The organism is Thiobacillus thiophilus, from assembly GCF_055378705.1.
In genome coordinates this window covers 1,631,446-1,650,876 of record NZ_AP042404.1, presented here as the reverse complement: position 1 = coordinate 1,650,876, position 19,431 = coordinate 1,631,446, and the positions used below count along the sequence as shown (strand labels likewise).

At 61.7% G+C, this 19,431-nt stretch carries 19 protein-coding genes; 4 read left to right on the top strand and 15 right to left on the bottom strand.

The features are described 5' to 3' along the window. Nucleotides 1-213 precede the first annotated feature (213 nt). The 4 genes from ACZ41T_RS08050 to ACZ41T_RS08035 form a co-directional block, all read right to left on the bottom strand. Nucleotides 214-1,059, bottom strand: a complete 846-nt coding sequence (locus tag ACZ41T_RS08050; protein ID WP_014703534.1) for a replication initiator protein A — start codon at nt 1,057-1,059, stop codon at nt 214-216. Between the two features lie 26 nt (nt 1,060-1,085). After that, a complete protein-coding gene (locus tag ACZ41T_RS08045; RefSeq protein WP_014703533.1) occupies nt 1,086-1,370 on the bottom strand; it encodes a helix-turn-helix transcriptional regulator in 285 nt (94 codons plus the stop codon). Between the two features lie 111 nt (nt 1,371-1,481). Continuing rightward, nucleotides 1,482-2,249, bottom strand: a complete 768-nt coding sequence (locus ACZ41T_RS08040) for a DUF2285 domain-containing protein (RefSeq protein ID WP_014703532.1) — start codon at nt 2,247-2,249, stop codon at nt 1,482-1,484. Between the two features lie 346 nt (nt 2,250-2,595). Continuing rightward, the gene (locus ACZ41T_RS08035; protein WP_014703529.1) at nt 2,596-2,943 is read right to left on the bottom strand and encodes a DUF2958 domain-containing protein; all 348 of its coding nucleotides are present in this window, start codon (nt 2,941-2,943) and stop codon (nt 2,596-2,598) included. A gap of 321 nt (nt 2,944-3,264) precedes the next feature. Here ACZ41T_RS08035 and ACZ41T_RS08030 point away from each other — a divergent pair, with 321 nt between their 5' ends. Next, a complete protein-coding gene (locus ACZ41T_RS08030) occupies nt 3,265-3,501 on the top strand; it encodes a helix-turn-helix domain-containing protein (RefSeq protein WP_041366527.1) in 237 nt (78 codons plus the stop codon). Between the two features lie 321 nt (nt 3,502-3,822). Here ACZ41T_RS08030 and ACZ41T_RS08025 read toward each other — a convergent pair whose 3' ends face one another. The 4 genes from ACZ41T_RS08025 to ACZ41T_RS08010 form a co-directional block, all read right to left on the bottom strand. Continuing rightward, the gene (locus ACZ41T_RS08025) at nt 3,823-4,137 is read right to left on the bottom strand and encodes a DUF736 domain-containing protein (RefSeq protein WP_014703526.1); all 315 of its coding nucleotides are present in this window, start codon (nt 4,135-4,137) and stop codon (nt 3,823-3,825) included. 777 nt (nt 4,138-4,914) lie between these two features. Continuing rightward, a complete protein-coding gene (locus ACZ41T_RS08020) occupies nt 4,915-5,124 on the bottom strand; it encodes a hypothetical protein (RefSeq protein ID WP_023110658.1) in 210 nt (69 codons plus the stop codon). A gap of 62 nt (nt 5,125-5,186) precedes the next feature. Continuing rightward, nucleotides 5,187-7,244 (bottom strand): ParB/RepB/Spo0J family partition protein, encoded by a 2,058-nt coding sequence (locus tag ACZ41T_RS08015; RefSeq protein ID WP_014703524.1) that lies wholly within the window; start codon nt 7,242-7,244, stop codon nt 5,187-5,189. Nucleotides 7,245-7,318: 74 nt separating this feature from the next. Then, the gene (locus ACZ41T_RS08010) at nt 7,319-8,149 is read right to left on the bottom strand and encodes a DUF932 domain-containing protein (RefSeq protein ID WP_023110659.1); all 831 of its coding nucleotides are present in this window, start codon (nt 8,147-8,149) and stop codon (nt 7,319-7,321) included. A gap of 414 nt (nt 8,150-8,563) precedes the next feature. Between ACZ41T_RS08010 and ACZ41T_RS08005 the strand changes: the two genes are divergently transcribed. Then, nucleotides 8,564-8,932, top strand: a complete 369-nt coding sequence (locus ACZ41T_RS08005) for a hypothetical protein (RefSeq protein WP_014703521.1) — start codon at nt 8,564-8,566, stop codon at nt 8,930-8,932. 5 nt (nt 8,933-8,937) lie between these two features. Here the strand turns inward: ACZ41T_RS08005 and ACZ41T_RS08000 are convergent, their stop codons facing one another. From ACZ41T_RS08000 to ACZ41T_RS07975, 6 genes are all read right to left on the bottom strand, one after another. Further along, a complete protein-coding gene (locus tag ACZ41T_RS08000) occupies nt 8,938-9,327 on the bottom strand; it encodes a hypothetical protein (protein ID WP_014703520.1) in 390 nt (129 codons plus the stop codon). Nucleotides 9,328-9,595: 268 nt separating this feature from the next. Then, on the bottom strand, nt 9,596-10,102 hold the full coding sequence (locus ACZ41T_RS07995; protein ID WP_014703519.1) for a JAB domain-containing protein: 507 nt from the start codon (nt 10,100-10,102) through the stop codon (nt 9,596-9,598). Nucleotides 10,103-10,503: 401 nt separating this feature from the next. Continuing rightward, entirely contained in the window at nt 10,504-11,361 is an 858-nt protein-coding gene (locus tag ACZ41T_RS07990; RefSeq protein WP_045285107.1) for a DUF6685 family protein, read from the bottom strand. Between the two features lie 351 nt (nt 11,362-11,712). Then, entirely contained in the window at nt 11,713-12,783 is a 1,071-nt protein-coding gene (locus tag ACZ41T_RS07985; protein WP_014703517.1) for a ComEC/Rec2 family competence protein, read from the bottom strand. A 45-nt stretch (nt 12,784-12,828) separates the two neighbouring features. Then, on the bottom strand, nt 12,829-15,084 hold the full coding sequence (locus tag ACZ41T_RS07980) for a ThiF family adenylyltransferase (protein WP_014703516.1): 2,256 nt from the start codon (nt 15,082-15,084) through the stop codon (nt 12,829-12,831). Beyond that, nucleotides 15,081-16,274, bottom strand: a complete 1,194-nt coding sequence (locus ACZ41T_RS07975) for a ComEC/Rec2 family competence protein (protein ID WP_023110661.1) — start codon at nt 16,272-16,274, stop codon at nt 15,081-15,083. Before ACZ41T_RS07975 ends, ACZ41T_RS07980 begins: the two co-directional genes overlap by 4 nt. A gap of 88 nt (nt 16,275-16,362) precedes the next feature. On the opposite strand from ACZ41T_RS07975, the gene ACZ41T_RS07970 reads away from it, so the two are divergent. Both ACZ41T_RS07970 and ACZ41T_RS07965 read left to right on the top strand, forming a co-directional pair. Then, on the top strand, nt 16,363-17,265 hold the full coding sequence (locus ACZ41T_RS07970; RefSeq protein ID WP_014703513.1) for a WYL domain-containing transcriptional regulator: 903 nt from the start codon (nt 16,363-16,365) through the stop codon (nt 17,263-17,265). 6 nt (nt 17,266-17,271) lie between these two features. Further along, the gene (locus ACZ41T_RS07965; protein WP_014703512.1) at nt 17,272-18,060 is read left to right on the top strand and encodes a hypothetical protein; all 789 of its coding nucleotides are present in this window, start codon (nt 17,272-17,274) and stop codon (nt 18,058-18,060) included. Nucleotides 18,061-18,137: 77 nt separating this feature from the next. On the opposite strand, the gene ACZ41T_RS07960 is transcribed toward ACZ41T_RS07965, so the two are convergent. Then, complete coding sequence (locus ACZ41T_RS07960) at nt 18,138-19,421, bottom strand: hypothetical protein (protein ID WP_014703511.1); 1,284 nt, start codon at nt 19,419-19,421, stop codon at nt 18,138-18,140. Between the last annotated feature and the right edge of the window lie 10 nt (nt 19,422-19,431).

Here is a 19,431-nt window from a genome sequence, read left to right as displayed (position 1 = left end):
CCTGGCCGTGCCGCTGGGTGGTTTTCCACCGAAACGGCGCGCTTCTACTAAAAGTTATGTATTTCTTGTTAGGTAAGTTAGAGGGGGCGCAAACCCGCGCCGTTATTGGCTTTACGGCGTTTTCGTACTCCTGATAGCACGATAGGCGTACTCCTGATAGCACGATACCCGGTACTCCTGATAGCACGAGGCCGTCCACAAGTTTTCCCCGAGTTATCCCCGTGCCGTATGCAGCACTGGCCGGAAGGTCAGCAGTTCCGTTCCATCGTCCGGCATCCGCTCGATGTCCAGGACGTAGCCGGGCAGCGACTGCCGCGCCACCAGGGCGCGCAAGTCGTAGGCAAAATCGGAGAAGCGCGCCGCGCTGCCCGATTTGCGGTAGAGGTGCCGGAAATCGAATTGCCAGCCGTGTTCCTGCCGTCCGCCGTGCTTGCGCACCAGGCGATACAGCCAGCGTTCGATGCCGCCCTTCAAGCGGAAATAGGCCGGGTCGATGGTCAGCACCAAGGCGGCATCGAGCACGCCCGCATAGAACCAATCGGGCAAGATCAGCTCGATGCCCAGCGGCACGCCGCTGGCGTCGGCCAGTTCCTTCCACTCGTTGATCCACGAGAAGCGATGCAAGCGCCTTCCCGTGGTTTCGCGGATGGACGTGGCCACCGTGGTCGATTGCAAGCGATCCAGCGCGGCTTTCAGGCGCTGGTAGTCGTTGAGCGATGTGCCGCGCCCGATGAAGCGCAGGATTTCGTAGGGCGTGGCGCGTATCCAGCGCGACGGGCGGATGCCCGCGTCGCGCGCCTCCGCGATCTGCGAAGCGGCCCATATCAGCACGTCGGCATCCCATATCGTTGCGATGCCGTGCTCCTGCGTGCCCTCCACGCGGATGGTGATGCCGCCTGCGCGAAAGTCGATCGGCGCGGTGCGCCGCGACTTCGCCAGCGAGAAGAACGGAAAGGCCATCAAGTCCTGGCTGTCGCGTGGTGCCATGTCGCCCGGCAGCGCCCGGAACAGGTCGAGCTGTTCGCGCTGCTGCAAGGCTTGCCCTGGCGGGCTGGACATGGCAAAGGCCACCCACGCACCGGCGTTCAGCGGCCATCACGGTAGTCACCCGCGTGGCGTTGGGCATATTCCGGGTCGGAAGTCGCCTCGTAGCTGCGCTGGTCGGCCCAGGCATCGAGGTCGCTTACCGCGTACATGACGCGGCGGCCGAACTTGCGGAACTTCGGCCCTCCGCCGATCACGCGCTGTTTCTCCAGCGTGCGCGGCGACAGCCGCAGGTATTCGGCGGCTTCGTCGTTGGTCAGGTAGCGTTGGGGCTGCGCGGGCGCAGCGACAGCAGCGGCGGCAGGCCGCAAGGGAGCGGGTCGCATGGGGTGTACCTCCATCAAGCCCGGCCACACCACGCGGCCGGATAGAGGCACTTTCAAGAAAGCAAGGCTTCTTGCTAAGGGACGTTCTTCAAGGGACGCGAAACGTCCCCCCTAGTGCAACGGTGGCGGAAGCTGTGCCAGGCGGCGGTAGCCGCCGCGCATCAGCGCATCGCCACGGCGCACCAGCCGCCGCACGCGAGCACGCAAGGCGCTGTCTTTGTGCCAGTCGGCTGCGACGGCATCCGCGCCGAACAGCCCTTCGGCCACCTCGCGCAAGGACGCGCCCGAGAGGGTCGCGTCGAGCGCCTGCAAGGTGTGCAGTTCCAGCACCGCGGCGGGCGTGGGCCGGGATCGAGCCGCCGCCGCAGGCGTGGCCACGGTCGCGGCGGACAGCGCATCCAGTTCGGCCGCGAGCGTGCGATAGCGCGTGCAGGGCGTGGCGCAGGCGCGGGTGGCGTAGAGGTAGGCCATGCCGTCTTCCAGGCCGGGCGCGAGTGCCAGCCGCACGCAGCAACCCGGCCAGTGCGACACCAGCACCAGGCGCTTGCCGTCGTGGATCAGTTGCTTGCGGCCAGGCACGCGCCAGAACTCGAAGGCGTCGGCATCCGGCGGCGGGTCGTCGTCTGGATAGAGCTGGATCACGCCATCGTGATCGGGGAACCAGGCTGGATGCGCATCGCGCGCATCCAGGGCCGGGTCTTCCAGCAGGCGCAAGCCCCATCGATGCGCCGTATCCGGTCGGCGGCGACGGCGCAACCAGTCGAGCCGGTAATCGGGGTTTCTACGCAGGTATTCCCAGGCCAGCGCGGGGCCGTCGAGGTGCAGCGTGTAGAGATACGCGGCGGTTGGATACCAATGCTCGGCGTTCAGATCAGCCATAACGCAACCTCCTGTCGATCAGCAGGAACGTCGCTACGGATTCCGCCGTGCGGGAGCTATCGAAACGCCATCAAGTCGTCATCGAATCAAGGTAAGCTGTAACTGCTGGTGTCAAGACAGATTCGCTCCGGAGCATTGCTGAAATCGTCTGAATGCGACGGCTGCGCCGCCGTAAAAATGGTGCGCAGCATTGAGCAACGTGCCGCATCCAGCGCCCGGCATCATGACTGTTTGCATCTGGATCGCACCGCTTCGGCGCAAGCGTGCGGATTCAGACTTGTCCGGTCTTGAACAAGACTGAAATAGTCACAATGCGTCCCGTTTGGCCCTGCTGCGCTGGCCGGTATCAGTCCGGGATCGAACCGTCTTCCTGCGCCAGCCGGACATACTCCGACAGCCTCCGCGTCGGCTGAAAGTAGCGATCGCGCATCACCGGCCGCTGACGCGGGCCGACGATGGACGCGAGATCGGACAGCCTCACCGTGCCCAGAGCGGGCATTCCGATCCCCAAGTCGATCAGGCCGTAGGCCGTATCGCCATCGGCAGGATCGAGCGAGGCCAGCAGCCATGTTGCATGCGCGTCCGGGGTGAACAGCCGCACGGCCGGCAACGGGTCGATATCCTGCCCGGCGGCGCGGGCTTGGCCGTGGGCCAGCAGCCGCGTCCGTTCTTCCTCGGTCGCAAGCGGGATCACGGCCGCGTGCCTTCCACGAATGCACGGAACCGCCGAAGCGCCTCTGTGCTTGCGCACGAATCCATAGAAGCGTAGAGGCACGAAAGCGCATTGCCGGAAGTCAGGAAAGACACGGATGCGGTTCCCTGGGTTTGAAGAAATCCGCAGATACGGATTTCCGTAAAGGCACGAAAGAGGAAAGCAGTAGCACAAAATGAACACTATAGATTGTAGCCCTATAGAGCGCAATGGGCTGTCATCTTGGTTTTTGGGGGGAAACCATAGGTGGCAGCGAAGAACTCATTGGCAGCGGCGATACGGACGGTCAGGAAAGCGCGTGGCTTGAGCCAGGAAGCGTTCTCTGACGTGTCCAGCCGCACCTACATGAGTTCGCTGGAACGCGACCTGAAAAGCCCGACCATCCACAAGCTGGCCGAGCTGTGCGAGGTCATGGACGTGCATCCGCTCACGCTGCTGACGCTGGCCTACGTCGGCGACAGCGCGCACCAGGCCGACGAGCTGCTGGCGCGCGTGCGCCAGGAGCTTGAGGCCGTGCTGAAGGAGTCGGATACGCCGTAGCGCGTCGGCGCGTAGTGCCGGATCTCCGCAAGCGAAGCGCGCAGCGCCGCAGGCGCGAAGGCGTGAGGGATTGAAGCCGATTGGCCGTGACGGCGTAGCCGGCACGGGGCGCAGCCCGAAAGCCCGGCGGCGCTTCCAGCGCCGACACGCCATCTTGTGCCTGCGGCTGCCAAGGGTTGCGAACCCTCCAGTCAGCACCCATGCGATACCGGCCCTGGTGGACGTACCCAGCGCGGAGCGACTGCCGAAACCCTATGCGTGCGGTGATGCGATGAGCAGCACAGTGCCCCGCCGCAATGGGCGGGGCGCTGTGGGCGGCCGTCAGGCCGCCTTGGGCTTGTTGCGCGACCAGATCAGGTCGTGCGTGCCGTTCTCGCCTTCGATCAGGCGGGCATAAACGGTGGCTGGGAACGAAGGATCGTCCAGGGTCACGGACACATAGGGCCGTCCGGCCTCGCTGGTCTTCTTCCACGCCGCGCCGATGTCATGACTTGCCGCTTGCAGGCGGTAGTCGGGGGCGTTCTCGTTGTCGCCCTTGTCGTTGGGAACCAGCTTGACTTTGACGTTGAGCGTCAGGGTGCGGAGCGTGCCGGTGAAGCCGTCTTTCTCTGCGGTGAAGGTGCCGATGTTTGCCATGATGATTTCTCCTTTCGGGTTGAACAAGGTCGCGCCAGTGCGTCCTTGTTGTGATCCGTCCGGCGGGGATGGGCTGGCCGCACCGCTTGCGGTCGGAACGAAGTGGAGAACCTGGAAGCAAAAATAATTTGTCCCGCGAGGAATGCGCGCAGCGCAGGGGAAATTATTTTTGCTGGAAGGTTGCGGCCATGAAGCCCAAGGCGCAGCCGCGCCACCGCCAGGATTCACAACAAGACAAGGACGTACAGGCCGACCGCTCCCGAATGGAGACATGGCCGACTCGGCATCCCCGCGTGACGGCTTCACCGGCTTGCGCCCTGACGCGGGCCAGGTCAATGCCCCGACGACAAGGCCGGAGCGCCCCTGCCGCAGCTCGCGGCACATGCTTGAGGCGTGGCGTGGAGGCTCCATCGGGCGAGGCCGGGCGGTGTGTCGGTGAACCGTCCTTCGTGACATACAGGCAACGAACCGCCAGCGTCGAGGACGGCACGCTTTCGCACAACCTGCCGCAGCAAGCCGGGGCGTAGCCCCACAAGCCCCGCCCATTGCGGCGGGGCGCAGTCCAAACACCGGCGGCGGGGTGCGCCGCCGCACTTGTGGGCTTCGTGGTTTCTCGCGCACAAGGCCGCTTGTGCGCGGCCCCTTCGCCGCCCGCCCGAAGGCGGCGAAGGGGCGTTTTGGTTTTGGGCCTTGAAACCGGGCGCGGCCACCGCCGCGCCCGGATTTTTGACCACCAGCCCCAGGGCGGAACGGACTGGGGCTGGCGTGAATGATGGGTTAGTCCTTGGTTTCGATAATCCACCACACGGCACGCGGCAAGGCGCGGCCCGTGATGGGGTGAAAGTCGGTCAGGTCGGCTCGGGCTGTCCAGCCGCGAGGCGGACGGTAGCCGCGCACGTCGCCTTCGCCGTGCCAGCGGCGGGCGCGTACCGTACCGGGGGCATAGGTCGCCGCCATGCGTGGGCGGCTGGTCGTGGTGCGGGTCATTGGGGTTTCTCCTTGCAGCGAAGCGCCCCGGTCGAGGCCGGGGCGCTTGCCTTCCGTGCGGGTCAAGCGGCCAGTGCTTCGGCGGGTTCATCCGCCATTGCCTCGGCATCCTCCGGGGCGTTTTGCTCCGGGCCTTCTTCCTGCACGGCATCCTGCGGGCCTGCGGCCTTGAAGATGGCGGGCATCCAGCCCGTGCCATCGGCCAGCCGCTCGGCCTCGCTGGCAATGTCGGCCTTCTTCAACTTCGCCAGCCGGGTTACAGAATCCGGTGCAAACACGGCCACGGCATCCAGAATCACGGCCTTGGAAACATGCTTGAAGTAGCCTTCTGCGGTCGGCTTCCACCATGCGGCCATGTCGAGGCCCACGGCCTGCGCCAGTTCTGCGCCGCGCTGGTGCGGCGTGGCGCGGGGTGTCACCACGTCCACCGTGGAAGCCACGCACACGGCCAGCAGCCGCACCAGTTCATCTTGCGGCTTCGCCAGCAGCACGGCGAACAGTTCGGCGCTGTCCTCCGGCAAGGCTTCGCCCGCCACCTGTTGCAGTTCGCGCAGCGCCACGGCGGCGGGCGATTCGGGCAAGTCCGGGGCCATGCCTTCCAGCCGGTCTTGCACTTTGAGGCTTACGCCCAGCGGCAAGTCGTGGCCGTAGTGGCTGCCCTGCAAAACGGTCTGCACCATGCCATGCACCACGGCGGCCAGCGCGGCTTGCGGATGCCGGGCGACTTCGATTTGCAGCGCGGCGGTGCGGTGGGCGCTCAACTTCTGCGCCAGCCGGTCGGACATGGCGGCGGCCTTGGGCTGCCTGTCGTCGTCTCCGTCCTCGCCTTCCTCGTCGTTCGCGGCTTCGCCTTCGCCGCCGAAACCCTGCCGAATCCTTTCCAGTGTGCGCAGCGCCTTGGCTTCGGCTTCGCGCATCAGGCCGCGATGAATGACGGCCTCGCCGTTGCGGTCGATGGTGACGATGGCTCCGGCTGCGGCCTTCACGTTCGCGCCGTAGTCTTGCAAGCCATCTTCTAGCGCTTGCAACTGCTCGCCCACGGCTTCGCCTTCCTCCTGCAAGGCATCGGCCTTTTCCTCGTCGTCGGCGTCCAATGCGGCATCCACGGCTTCGGCCAGTTCGTGCATCCGGGCTTGCAGCTTCTCGATGCGTGCGGCTTCGCGCTTGTTCGGTTCGCGGCGCTCCCTCGGGGCGCGTTGGAAGGTGTGCAGGTCGGCATGGGTCGCGCCCGGCGTGGCATCCACCCACGCCCAACCTTCGGCGCGAACATTGGCGGCAATGCCTGCCAGCCGGGTTTGCGCCAGTCGTTCCAGCAGCGCGGCATCGGTCAGATACACGCCCGCATCGCCTTCCGCAAACAGGTCGCGGCGGATGCCACCGCCTGCGGCTTCGTAGGTGTCCAGCCCTACGAACCGCACCAGCGGATGCCGGTAGGCGTCGATTTCGCGCTCGGTCAGGCGTTCGCGCAAGTGGGACGGATGCCGCTGCCACTGCGGGGCATCGTAGAACGCGGCTTCCTGTGCGGCGTGGTCATCGGTGATGGCAAGCGCCATCAACTGATCGAGCGTGACGGCATCGGCGCGATAGTCGGCCATCAGGCGCGGCGACACGTTCGCCAGCTTCAAGCGGCGTTGCACCACCAGCGGCGTGACGCTGAAATCCGCCGCAATGTCCTCGATGGGCCGGCCTTCGGCCACCAGCGCGGCGAATGCCTCGAACTGGTCGGCGGGGTGCATGGCTTCGCGCTGTACGTTCTCGGTGAGGCTGGCCGTGCGGGCGGTGCCATCGGCTACCAGCAGGCAAGGAACCTCCCATTCCTTGCTGATGCGGTGCTTTTTCGCCAGCAGCTTCAACGCGGCGAGGCGACGGCCACCGGCGACGACTTCGTAATGCTCGCCATCGGCGGATGCAATCACGATCAGGTTTTGCAGCAGGCCGACACGCTGGATGGATGCGGCGAGTTCGGGGATGGACATGCGCGGGGTCTTGCGCACGTTGCGGCCCGTGGGGCGCAACACCAGCCGCGACAGCGGAACCAGAATCAGGTTCTTGGTCGGGTCGGCAGCTTCCAGCGCGGGGGCTTGGATGGCGCGGGCTTCGGTAGTGGTAACGGCGTTCATGGTGTATCTCCAATCAAGTGAAACAAGGGAATGGAGGGGAACCGCCCCTCCGGCGGGTAAAAGATCGGAAGGGTTCAGGCTTTCAACTGGCGCAGGCCATCGGCCAGCATCCAGAGGGCGCGATTGAGGCGCACATCGGAATCAATGCCTTGCACCGGGCGGGTCTGCTGGCGGCGCCCGTTGGCGCTGCGGCCATGCAATCCGCCTTTGGTCAGGTTTTCTTGGGTGCGGTTGAACACGCTCCACAAGTCCGGGCGGCGGTCGTCGAACCGGCGCGGCATCAGGATTTGCGATTCGGTGATGGGCGCTGGCTTGTTGTCGGTGGGGTCGTACTTGAGGGCCAGCGCGGAACGGGCGAACACTTCGGCCTCGCCTTCGTCCAGCGTGATCGCGCGCATGGCATCGCGGGATTCCTTCACCCGCTCGAAGCCGCTCAACACCTCGAAAGCGCCTTCGATGACGGAGCCGGCTACGTCGCCTTTGTGGGGCACGCGCACGTCCGCCACGGTGTCGCCGCAGACAAGACCATTGCTGCACACGAACCGGAACATGCCGGCCAGCATCTGATAGCTGCTGGTGCCGTCATGCGAGTTCAGCAGCACGATTTCGTTAGCCTCCGCGCCGTTGATCTGGCTGGCGTGGCGCAGGCGAATCATGTGTTTCGTGTGCTCGCGCTTGCCTTCATCGCGCACGCGGGTCTGCGTCACCATGAAGGGCTGGAAGCCTTCTTTCCGAAGCTCGGTCAGCACGGCGGCGGTGGGGATGTAGGCGTACCGCTGCGAACGGCTCTCATGCGGGGCGTCCGCGAAGATGGACGGCGCGACACGGTGAATCTGGTCATCGGTCAGCGGGTATTCGCTGCGCAGTGCCGGGGAACGGGAAGCGAAACGGGATGCGAGTTGCATGGTCTTTCTCCTGACAAAAAGAGGTTTGCTGTTCACACCGCACACCGGATTCCTAGATTCGGAGCCCAGCCTTTCAGCTGTTCGGTGCGGTCGGCACGAGGAACCCGGTTAGCCCTGTTGCCACCGTCTTTCCTGAGTTCATCGCCCGCGACGGTCAGGAGCGCGCGAACGGGTGCCGTCAAGGAGGCAAGCGCAGGGTTGGTGCGGCCCGCAGGCGCAGCCGAGGACACGGCCCTGCGTGCCTTGACGGCACACGGGCGCGGGCTACAGTCGCAGACAAGGTGATGAGGTCAGGGAAGACGGCTGGACATGGCAACGGCCATCCCTATGTGCCGAACCGCACGGCAAGCGAAGCGCGCAGGCCCGGATCTAGAAGCCGGGCCGGAGGCGTCAGCCGAGCGGAGCGAGGGAACGATGGAAGCCCGTCAGGGGCGAGACGCCGCAGGCGGCTCGATGCGCAACGCGCACGACAGCGCGACCGGCCATGTCTTCTTGGCCGGGGACGCCCTGACTTCGATGCTCGATGAACATCACGCCCAGGACAGCCCTCATGCACAAGGCATCGAGAAATTGCTTCTGCTGCTGGGACTGCGATTGGCTTCTGGCCGATCCGGCGCAGCCGGTTCGGCGGTCTTCCAGGGGCGCCAAGCATCGCGCGGCGGGGATAGCCCGCAGGGCTTTCCCCTGGAGGCAAGCGAAGCGCCGCGGGCGCGAAGGCATCGGCATCGGGCGCAGCAAAAAGAATGGCGCGTCGCCCGAAAGGACGACGCGCCGGGTTGTTAGCGCGATCAGCTCGTCGCCGGCGACACCATCGCTTCAAGCTGCTCTATGACGCCCGGCTTAACGAAGACGCAAGGCTGGTTGGCCTCGATCGGCACGTTGAACACCTTGGCGAACACATGATGCTTCAGGTGCGCCAGCCGGCCCGTGCGATAAGCCTGCTCGGGCTTCAGGCGGCCACCCGGCGAGCCGCTGCGCTGCGGGTCGCATTCGACTAGCGCGACGAAACCATCGTCGGCCAGCTTCTGGTGCTCGGGGCATAGGCCCCAGCCCGTCTTCGTATGGTGCTCCATGCTTGCACGCAGGCGCTTGTCGAGCAGGATGGTGCCGGTATCGAACGCTTTGCCGCAGACCAGGCAAACGTGCTGTTCGAGGGAAACATGTGATTTATCGTTCATGACGATCTCCGGTTACACAGGCGGAATTGCCCGGAACCGTCACCAGCACGGCGCAGCGCAAGCGGTCAGGGGTCAAGGACGGCCGGGAGGCCGCAAGCGTGCTTGCACGCGCAGCCCTTGACGGCGAGAACGCCGTGATACGGTGAAGGGAACAGCAAGACCGCCTCACACCACCACCTACGCACACCTGTCTTCAGCAAGCGCAGGCCCGCGAGGGCCGTAGCTGCGCCACCGGGCGCAGCAAAAAAGGGGCCGCAGCCCCCCTGTGTCAGATCAGGCCACGCTCAGCGAATGACGTAGTGGCCTCGCCGCCGACGACGATGTGATCCAGCGTGCGCACGTCCACCAGCGCCAGGGCTTCCTTGAGGCGTTGGGTCAGCAGCTTGTCCGCCTGGCTCGGCTCGGAATTGCCGCTCGGATGATTGTGCGAAAAGATCACGGCCGCTGCGTTGTGTTGCAGTGCCGTTTTCACGACTTCGCGCGGATACACCGATGCCTGGTCGATGGTGCCGCGAAACATCTCCACGTATTCGATCAGACGGTTCTGGCTGTCGAGGAACAGCGTAGCGAAAACCTCATGCTCGAAGTTGGCCAGCTTGGTGCGCAGGTAGTCCTTGACCAGCGCCGGCGAAGTGAACAGCGTCCCGCGCGGAGTTTTCTGGTCGATAACGTACCGCGCAGCTTCCAGAATTTGGTCGGCAGTCGCCGGCAGATAGCGCCCCTGGTCGTCACGCACCAGCAGCGAGGAATCGAGAGACAGAGAAAGTTGCGACATGATCATGCTCCGGTTGCTCGGGCGGAATTGCCCGGAACCGGCCTCAGCACGGCGCAGCGCAAGCGGTCAGGGGTCAGCGACGGCCGCCAGGACGCAAGCGCGCAAGGCGCGCGCAGCCCTTGACGGCGAGAACGCCGTGATACGGTGAAGGGAACAGCAAGACCGCCCACACCCCGCCCGCAGAGACGACGGATGGGCAAGCGCAGCGCGCAGGCCCACAGGGCCGGAGGCGTCAGGGATCAAAGCCGGATGGCCATGACTCGGTACGAGGCATGGGGCGTAGCCCGCGAGCCCGACGGCGGAACGCCGGGACGCTCTTTTGTCGCTAAGTTCCTATGAAATGTGGAGCTTCAACTCGCGATCTATAGGTAACGACGTGACCACACGCATTTAGAGCATCGTCAGCAGGTTGGAGATGAAAATTGCTTTGTCCATAGAGCCGTCGATTCAGTCAAGAACCGCTGTTGCGCAGTCAGCGCTTCCCTCAAATCATTGCCCAAATCGTGGTGCCCCTGACTCAATAGTTCTGCCATCACGGACTCGGCGATTTGCGAACCCCGGGGGAATGCCAAAAGCGTGCCTTCGGCCAGTACAGGCGGGAACTCCATGTTCGAACCAGAACCTACCAAGCTCTTCACAGTCCATAGCATCTGTCCGGCCAAATCCTTGGGGAGCAATACCAGATGAAATCCATCGAGCAGCCATTGCACAGTCAAATGGTTGAGCTGGTAGAGATAGAGTTTCGAGGCGAGGTGAATGCGCGCGCCAATGCGCTTAGCGACATGCACGGCGCCCGCAAGATGGTGAGATCCGCCACTGTTGTCAAGGAACAAACGGCCATCCCAAGCTCGCACGCTAAACGTGTCGGAGCCACGTCCGTGCAGTAGCCGAATTTCGCCATGAGAACAAAGCTCTTTTAAGCTCGCATCATCCAGTCCGAGCGGGGGCTTTCCTTTTCTGGCATATCGATTCTGCTCATCAATATAGTAGGCACCAAAGACATCCACACTTTCGTGTGGCATATCTGCCGACTTGCTTGCGGAGATGCCCTCTATATCGCTTGCGTCGCATTCAAAGTGAGGCACCATCGTCACTTGCACTAGCGATCCATGAGGACTTTGGAAAGCCTCCTTAGCGCCCGAGGCTAAGCCCGAAAATCGGCTCCGCAAAGTAAAGTTGCTGCGATTAAGATTGTCCAGGATGTCCCATCGACGGCGTGAGTCATCAAAAATCTTCGATTTTGCGGTGTTGAGGAGCACATTTTTTCCTGCCGACTCCTTGAGCCCCAATAGCTCACGCCAAGCTTCACACCGCTTCCGTACAAGCGCCGGCGGTCGATTCCAAAATCTTCGCCACCACGGCCATGTGTGGAGTTCAAGCACAGAAATTGGAAACTCAGAGAGCGACATCGCATGCATAGGTTGCAAGTACCTGGTAGTTAGGCAAGCGCAGGCCCGCAAGGCCGGAGGCGTCAGGAATCAAAGCCGGGTGGCCGCGACTCGGCATGAGGCGCGGGGCGCAGCCCGCGAGTCCGACGGCGGAACGCCGGGACGCTCATAACGTAGGCGGCAGAAAGCCAATGAACAGCACGTCACGCTCAAACTGCCCGCTCAACTCTCTTGCTCTTCGGGGTACTCTGCTTGAGGAATTGATACCCAGCCATCGCGGGTAATGCCCGCCCCAATGCGGAGATTCTTGCTTTCGGTTGCCGCCCAGTGCCCACCCCGGTGCAATACAGCGCGAATTACGGACTTCCGCGGGTGATCCTCATCGGCTTTGGCAGAACTGCAAATGGCATTCCAGGTATGCTTGTCCGGCATGCTGTCCAATCGTGGACCAACCAGTTGATCCAGAATTTCAGTCGAGACATTGTGTCGCCCGCCATGATGAGGCACCTGGAAATACCGAATGCCTGGCAACGCGAGTCCGGCAAAAGGCGCGTAGTCAATAACCTCTTGCAGCGCTTCACGCCCGGCATCGCCAGTAAGCATGACACGATGACCGTTCAGAACAGCCGACTGGACCACACTCATTTCATTTTCACGGCTGGTAGGCTCCGGCGGAAAATATTCCTCGCCCCACAGGGACTTGATGTAGGCGGTCGCGGCCTTCACCACCCGGAATATGCTGCTCAGCGCGCTATCCAAAGCACTTTCTTCAACAGCTTCCGGTGTCTTCGCGGAGTCCACGATCAGGTCGAAGTAGCGATCTAGTGTGGGTGCCATCACCATGAAGGGACCGATGTTCTGCCCCTGAAGAGGGGCATGGATTGGAATTCCCTTCTCAACCGCAAGATCCTCAAGAATTGCCGTGGCATCGTAGATGGAGCGCAATTTCCGTCTCAGTGCTTCAACTGATTCATAGGTCTCGAATCGATCAATCAACTGATCTGCATAGATCCACGGCCTGTTGATCCAGAGATTTTTGACTGTGCATTGCTCCAGGACTTTTCGCAGCCCATTGGCGTGATCGCGATCGGGGTGTGTGAGGATCACATGGTCGATGACTGTTGTTCCATAGTACGTCTTCAGGTGCTCGACGAGCTGATCTCCCGTATCCAGATACCCACCGTCAACGACGTGCACGCCCTCTGTGCCATTCACCGAATAGCGTAGCGTGATTGCATCCCCGCTTTTCGCTGTTTCGACGCCAAGAAAATCGATCTCGAAGTAGTCAGCCATACATCCCTTTCGTTTTATGCCAAGAAAGTGCCGGCGGCTTTGCCTTTACCAGCGATCCACCGCACACCTGAGTCCTGTCGGAGTCCATACCAACGACACGGCGGGAAGGCCGCCAGCATCCTCGGCGATGCCGCGCAACGTATTTCGGTCTATGCCCGAATGTGCGCCGCCTTTCGGGTGGCTATGCCAAGTGCCGATGAAGGCCAGATACCCCAAAGAGGTTCCATTCGCTGTGCGCAAATTTTGAACAAGCCCATTCGTCCCAAGGACGAAGCGGGCGGCCTCCCGAATGCTGTCAGGCGGCGCATCCACGAGGCCAGCAATGGTGATGGTTCGATTCTCAAACGAGATACGACCGACCAAGGCTCCACCTGTTTCCAGAGCGCCCCAGCGCAGCGCATCAGCATGGATCGCTTGCACGACAGGGTGCAGAATCCGAATGTTCCAGCCACCATCGTCTGCTACGTTGAGCACAGTGGTCGGGCCGAGGCTGGTGCTGGTCCATGCCATGCCGAGGCCTTCGGTATCCGAGACCCCGGCGCAAAGCGTCGCCTCCTTCGGGAGTCCGCCAACGAGCCAGCGTTCCAGTTGCAGGCCAGCTAATGAAGCAGAACGCGAAACAACGGCATCGGACATTGGCATCGTCAGTGAACGGCAGTTGTCGCCCACAAAAATACGCGTCGGCTCAGACGTATCGCCAGCAATCGACGCCCGCAGTTCCGGCACAAACCGACAGCACTCGAACAAGAATGCCGTAAGATCGTCAACCCGACCGGCGCGACCAGGCCCTTCAAGCAAAACCGCGACACAGCGCCCCTGGCCATACATGACGATCCGTGCCAACCGCGCAGGGGATTGGTTCAGCGCCGTTGATTGCGTTTCTGCGGCCAACACCTGAAGTGAGGCTGTCGCATCCACGATGAGGGCCGCATCCTGCGGAACGGTTGCAGCAAACTGCGCAGCATCGACCAAGAGAGTCACTGCGTCGGTGTCGAACGCTTGCGATTGAAGATGCGACAGCGACTCAAAGGCCGTCTTCATCAGCGCCGACTTCCGAGGTGGGACCAGCACCGATGCCCGCTCAATGAGTGCATGCCGGGCCGCGTTGTGAGGCGACATGGACTCGTTATCGACGAAGGTCATTGAGCCGAAACCCGCTCGCCCCAGTTGCATCGCGATTTTCGACCCCACGCTTCCGCAGCCGAGCAAGACCAGCGGCTGCGATGTGGCCGCAGATGGAATGCCGGACGTTCTTGCCAGCAGTTCGGGAGACAACGCATGTGCGTGAAAAGCCGGGTGAACCGTGGCGTTTCGCTCCAGGAGCGATTGAGCGTTGAGTTCATAGCGCACCACGTAGGGCAATACCTCGATACTTCTCCCCGGTGAGCCCACAAGCGACGCTGGCCTTTGAACAGTCAGAATCACAATCGCATACAAGCCATGCGTCCAGCCACGCGAGTCTTGCTGCATATCCAGAATCGAACGTCCATAGTAGCCGTCCAAGCCTTGAGCCAAAGCGTCACGATCGACGCCGAGTTCCGCTGCTCGATCAAGCAACGTCGCGAGATCGACAACCGTCTCGGGTTGATAGTGGCCGACCACATGCGGGTTGCCGTCGGTTATTGGAGCCCGCGCAATGAAGGCTGCGGTATGGCCATTTCCCCATTTACCCAACTTGTCGTTGTGAACCTCCTGATAGAACACAGGATCGACTTGAGCAGTCAGTTCGGCATTGACGATGGCGTATAGCCCGCCATCAATCGTCACGTAGCCTGCGGGAACCACCAAAATCGTGCCGTCAGCGGGAGCGGCGGCCGCGACATTCTCGGCACTGAATACAAGGGTCGAAGGACAACTGTCTCGACGAGTCGGCTCCCACCCCTGTTCAAGGTCCAGCAACGTCCCGGCTGCGGCCTTGTGCAACCAAACGATCAACTGATCGACGATGGCGTCCAGACCAAACCGATGCAGCAGCTCGTCCAACGATCCCTCGAACAGACAAGGCGAGACCAACTCGCCTTCGCGATGAGGATTGATGTGCGGCAAGTTGAGTGGGAAGTCCGCACGCAAGAAAGGCTTGGGTGCAGACATGGGCCAGTCACTGCCGAATACCAGAACGCATGTCTCGACCGAGCGCACTCCGGTCCCGGATACGCCATTGCGCCGAGACCTGCTCGGCAATTCAACAGCAACATCGACTTCAATCTGCGTCGATTCACCACTTTTCCTTGGCTCGCCAACGCGGACAAGGCCCCTGTGCCGCTGAAGTTGATGCAGTGCGTCCGCGATGGTGCCCGTCATGATGCCCCGTGTGGCATGGGCGCGCGCGCGGAGGTGATCACGGCGGCGGCCTTCGATCCGGCTTCCTTCTTCGAGGGAGGCTGCACACCCTGAGCGGTGACGGTGAAAACGAGGGGCTCCACGGATTTTTCGCTCGGATATTCGCCCGTGCAGTAAAAGTCGCCTTTTACTTCGTCCACGATTGCTACGTATTCACGCTTTGCGCGGATGCAGGGCGGATCGCTGTCGTCGTCTGCGATCGGCTTGCAACTGGCGACGATGACGGCACCGTTGCGGGTCTGCGAAAGCGCCTTGCGAGCGTCGGCATCAAGTTTGGCCTTTTCGCGGTAGTCCGACCAACTGTCATAGGACAGCGAATGCCAGGAACAGTGATGTGGCGCCTGCATGATGTCGTACTCAAGCACATCGGCTTCGGCCTTGTGGCGCTGCCACTGGCGGTTCCAGATAAATACTTCGGCATCGCCACCAGTAAGGAATTTTGCGCCATCCGGCGTCTGAGCATCAGCGGCCAATGTGAAGTTCAAGATCACGCTGGACTGGTTCTTGACCAGGCACTCTTCCTCTTCTTCGTCGTCCTGGGCGTCCAAGGGTGCCAGAAGAATCGCGGAGAAGAATGCGGAACTCTTGCCATTGATCGTCGAGAAGCGCGTGTCCACCTTCCGCACAATCGAGGTGAGATCATCGGTTTTTCCGTCGATGTCCTCGCCCATGATCTGAATGCGGTCGCCGTTCCCGACGACGAAATTCTTGTCGCGGTTCAGCTGTACGCGCCGACGCGCCTCCGTGTTGAATGCCTTGGCGTCGTCACTCAAGGTGTGCGTCTTGCTGGCGCGTCGAAACACGATCGGAGACGACCATATCTCGCGGATCACGATCTTCTTGTCCTTGTCGTCCTTCTTGTCATCCGGATACTTGTCCAGCGGCCCCAGGTGGAAGTGCCGCGTCAGGCCTCGGCAATGGTCCTGGTCCGGGTGGCTCAGCAGGAACGCATCGACATACGGCCTGCCGTTCTCATCTTTCTTCAGTCGGTCGCGCAGATCCTTGGCGACATCGCGCGCCTCACCGTCAGGGTCGTCGGCGTCTTGCCTGATGTTTACGTCGATCAGCAGGGTGGTTGCGTCGAGGTCGCCGAACTTGATGAGGGTCATGTCCCCGTTGTCGACGGGAAAAAACGTGATGGTTGTGGGCATTGGGGCTCCGGGTAGACGACCGAAGGATGATCGCGTATAGTTAATGTACGACTATTTTTTATATCCGTCTACTTTTTAGGCGCAACTGATGCAAGAGCCCTCTGTCACTGCCGCCAATCCTGCTGAGCCCAAAGGGCTAAGTTGGGGGTTGGAAAGCAGACTTCAATTCATCGATTTCCGTTTGCGCTGGGAACGGCACATTAATCGAATGGATCTCACTGAGCACTTCGGCATATCGGTTCCCCAGGCGTCACTGGACATTGCCAAGTACACGGAGTTGGCGCCGAGCAACCTAACTTACGACCGCAGTTCCAAGACCTACACGGCAGCGCCGAGTTTTCACCCGCTTTACCAACGAAGTTCGGCGCAACACTATCTAGCGGAGCTGCTGGCCACCAAGATGGGAGTCATCGAGCCTGCGGCCAGCTTTATCGGCTCAGCACTTGAGGCAGATTGGGCGCCGTCCCCCTGGCGCACGATCAATGAACAGACCGTCGAAGCAGTGGTCCGGGCAATTCGGCAGCAGGAAGCCATTTGGGTGAGCTACCAGTCCATGACGTCCATGGACGAATCGGTTCGTCTGCTGTCTCCCCACGCCCTTGGTAATGACGGTTTTCGCTGGCACATGCGCGCGTTTTGCCACAAACGCCAGCGCTTCAGTGATTTCGTCCTCGCCCGAATCCTGCGCATCGACGGCTTCGAAGCGAGCCAAGTGGACGCCAGCCAAGATTCGCACTGGCAAACTCTCTTGACGCTGGTGCTTGCACCGCACCCCGATTTGCCCGCTGCCAAGAAACGAGTCCTGGAGTTGGACTATGGAATGGAAGACGGACAGGTCAAACTTCCATGCCGCCAAGCGTTTTTGTATTACACGCTGAGGCGTTTGGGCTTGCATACCAAGGAAGCACCCGACCCTCTCGCGCAGCAGATCACTTTAAAGAACCGCGATGAAATTCAACCCTATATTGATGCCTTGTCGGCCCAAAGCTGAACGCCCATGACAACTATTTTTGAACTGGTCAAAGACCCCTATGAGCGCAAGGCGCGCGTAATCCCAGGACTTCTTGTAGCGTTACCGCTGCTCGTTCCTTTGTTGTGCGTCTACGGCGCAAAGCACCCGGTACTTACAGGCGTGATCGGCTTGCTTGGTGGCTGCGGTGCCATTTATGCGCTTGCGAGCGTAGCTCGCGGGCGCGGGAAGAAGCTTGAAGAGATCCTGGTTGCAAGGTGGGGCGGTATGCCGACAACCATCGCGTTACGCCATCGCGACAAGTTTCTCGATGGTGTCAGCAAGCAGCGCTACCACACGGCGATCACGGCCAAGCTGGGCATCGCCATGCCAACGGCAGAAGAAGAATCAGCAAGCCCTGACAAGGCAGACGACATCTACGTTGGCGCCACAAAGCGGCTTCGCGAACTCACGCGTTCCAACAAGCAGCTCTTGCTGAAAGAGAACATCGCCTACGGATTTCACCGCAATATGCTGGCAATGAAGCCTGCCGGCATCGTGTCGTGCCTCCTGGGCATCGTCTACGGATTGCTGATTGCAAAGATTCTGCAGGTAGTACCTCCTCATTTTAACCTAGAGCACCTTGCCGATCCGGGGCTTGCCGCAGGCTTGACACTGCTCATTTCGCTGGCATTACTTGCCGCTTGGCTGCTGTATTTCGATCAGGGCGCGGTCAGACGGATGGGGTTCGTCTATGCAGAACGCTTGTTTGAGTGCTTGCCGTCTTTGCCTTCTTCGGCCCCGCGGAAAAGAGCCTCAAAACCGACTACGGACTGAGATTCAATGCTCTTTGCAAATAGGCGCGTAACTCCGCAGGAATGCTTGCCTATCGGCTGACTTCCGACGGGGGATGGTCACGCCTCTTGGCTGGCAGCCGCGTGATTGCGATGCAGGTCCGAAACCACCGCGATCAATCTGTTGATCGGTTCAGCCAGCCGCTTCGGCAAGACGCGATGCTGGGTATGGGTTTTCAAGTCGGCGATCCAGCGATGCGCAACCCACACGTCTTCTTCAGGGTGGTGGTTGTCTACGCCGTTGCAATACTTGTAGCCAACGAGCGAATCAGTGTGCGACAGCAGGATGCGCGCCATCGTCATGTGGAAGCGATGGGCCTGGAGATCCGCCGGGCCTTTGGGACGCGGCAGGGTCAGTCGTAGGCATCGCTGGCCGTTGAACTCGCTCCAGTCGGGGCCAACGACTTGTCCCGCGCGTTCCAGCATCTTGCGCGACTGTTCGTTCTTGCCATTGACCAAGGCAACGGCGACCGTACCCTTCGGGTACTCCAGCTTTTCGGCGAGCAGGTTCATCCAGCGCACCAACTTGTTCAGGGTCTCATCGTCGGCAAACACAAGGAACTGATGGCGCTGCTCGTCGTCCAGAAACGCCGGCAATTGCGCGTAGAGGGGGTACAGCAGGTCGTGGAGATAGATGTAGGTCTGCCGGCGTCCTTGCTCGTGGCTCCGCGTGGTCGCAGTCAATACCTGCCGTGCCCACTCGGGCGTGAGTTCGTCCAGCGTCATCTCGGTGATGTCGATGGAGATGAGCGGGAATCCGAGCGACTTCCCGATAAGAGCCTTGCGCCCGTCGAAGGCGTGGCCGAGTTCGATTTCAACGCCGCCCAGCACCATCGGTTCAGCCTGGACCGGGGGGCCGAGCACGGCAACGTCGAGCCGGAATTTGCTGCCGAATGGCGTCTCCAGGGGATGCTCGGTTGCCACCTGGTCGGCGCCGAGCAACAAGTTGCCTTCCAGCGGATAGTCCGACGCATCCATATCCTTGAACGCCCACGGCATCGCAAGCCCGGCATTCAAACGTCGTGAGAGTTCGGCCGCGACAAGTTCTTTCGCCCGCCGGTGTTCAGGACTTTCCTGCACGGCGCGCCATCGGCTGGCTTCTTCATCGTCGAAGTGCGCTTTGGGGTTAAAGGTGTGCTGGGCAGGAAGTACGCGGAAATGGGATCGCCGACGCAGCTTCCCGCTTTCAAAGGAGGGGCTGACCCATGTCACCATCTGGCGCTCTGCGCCTGGAGACACCAAGGGCCACAGCTTGCGCGCATGTTCCCGGCTGCGAACGTCGCGCGCGGCAATCGTGGTCTGGAAAATCCCTTTTCGAGAGAAGACAACGATCGCCTCGTCCATTCCTGTCTCT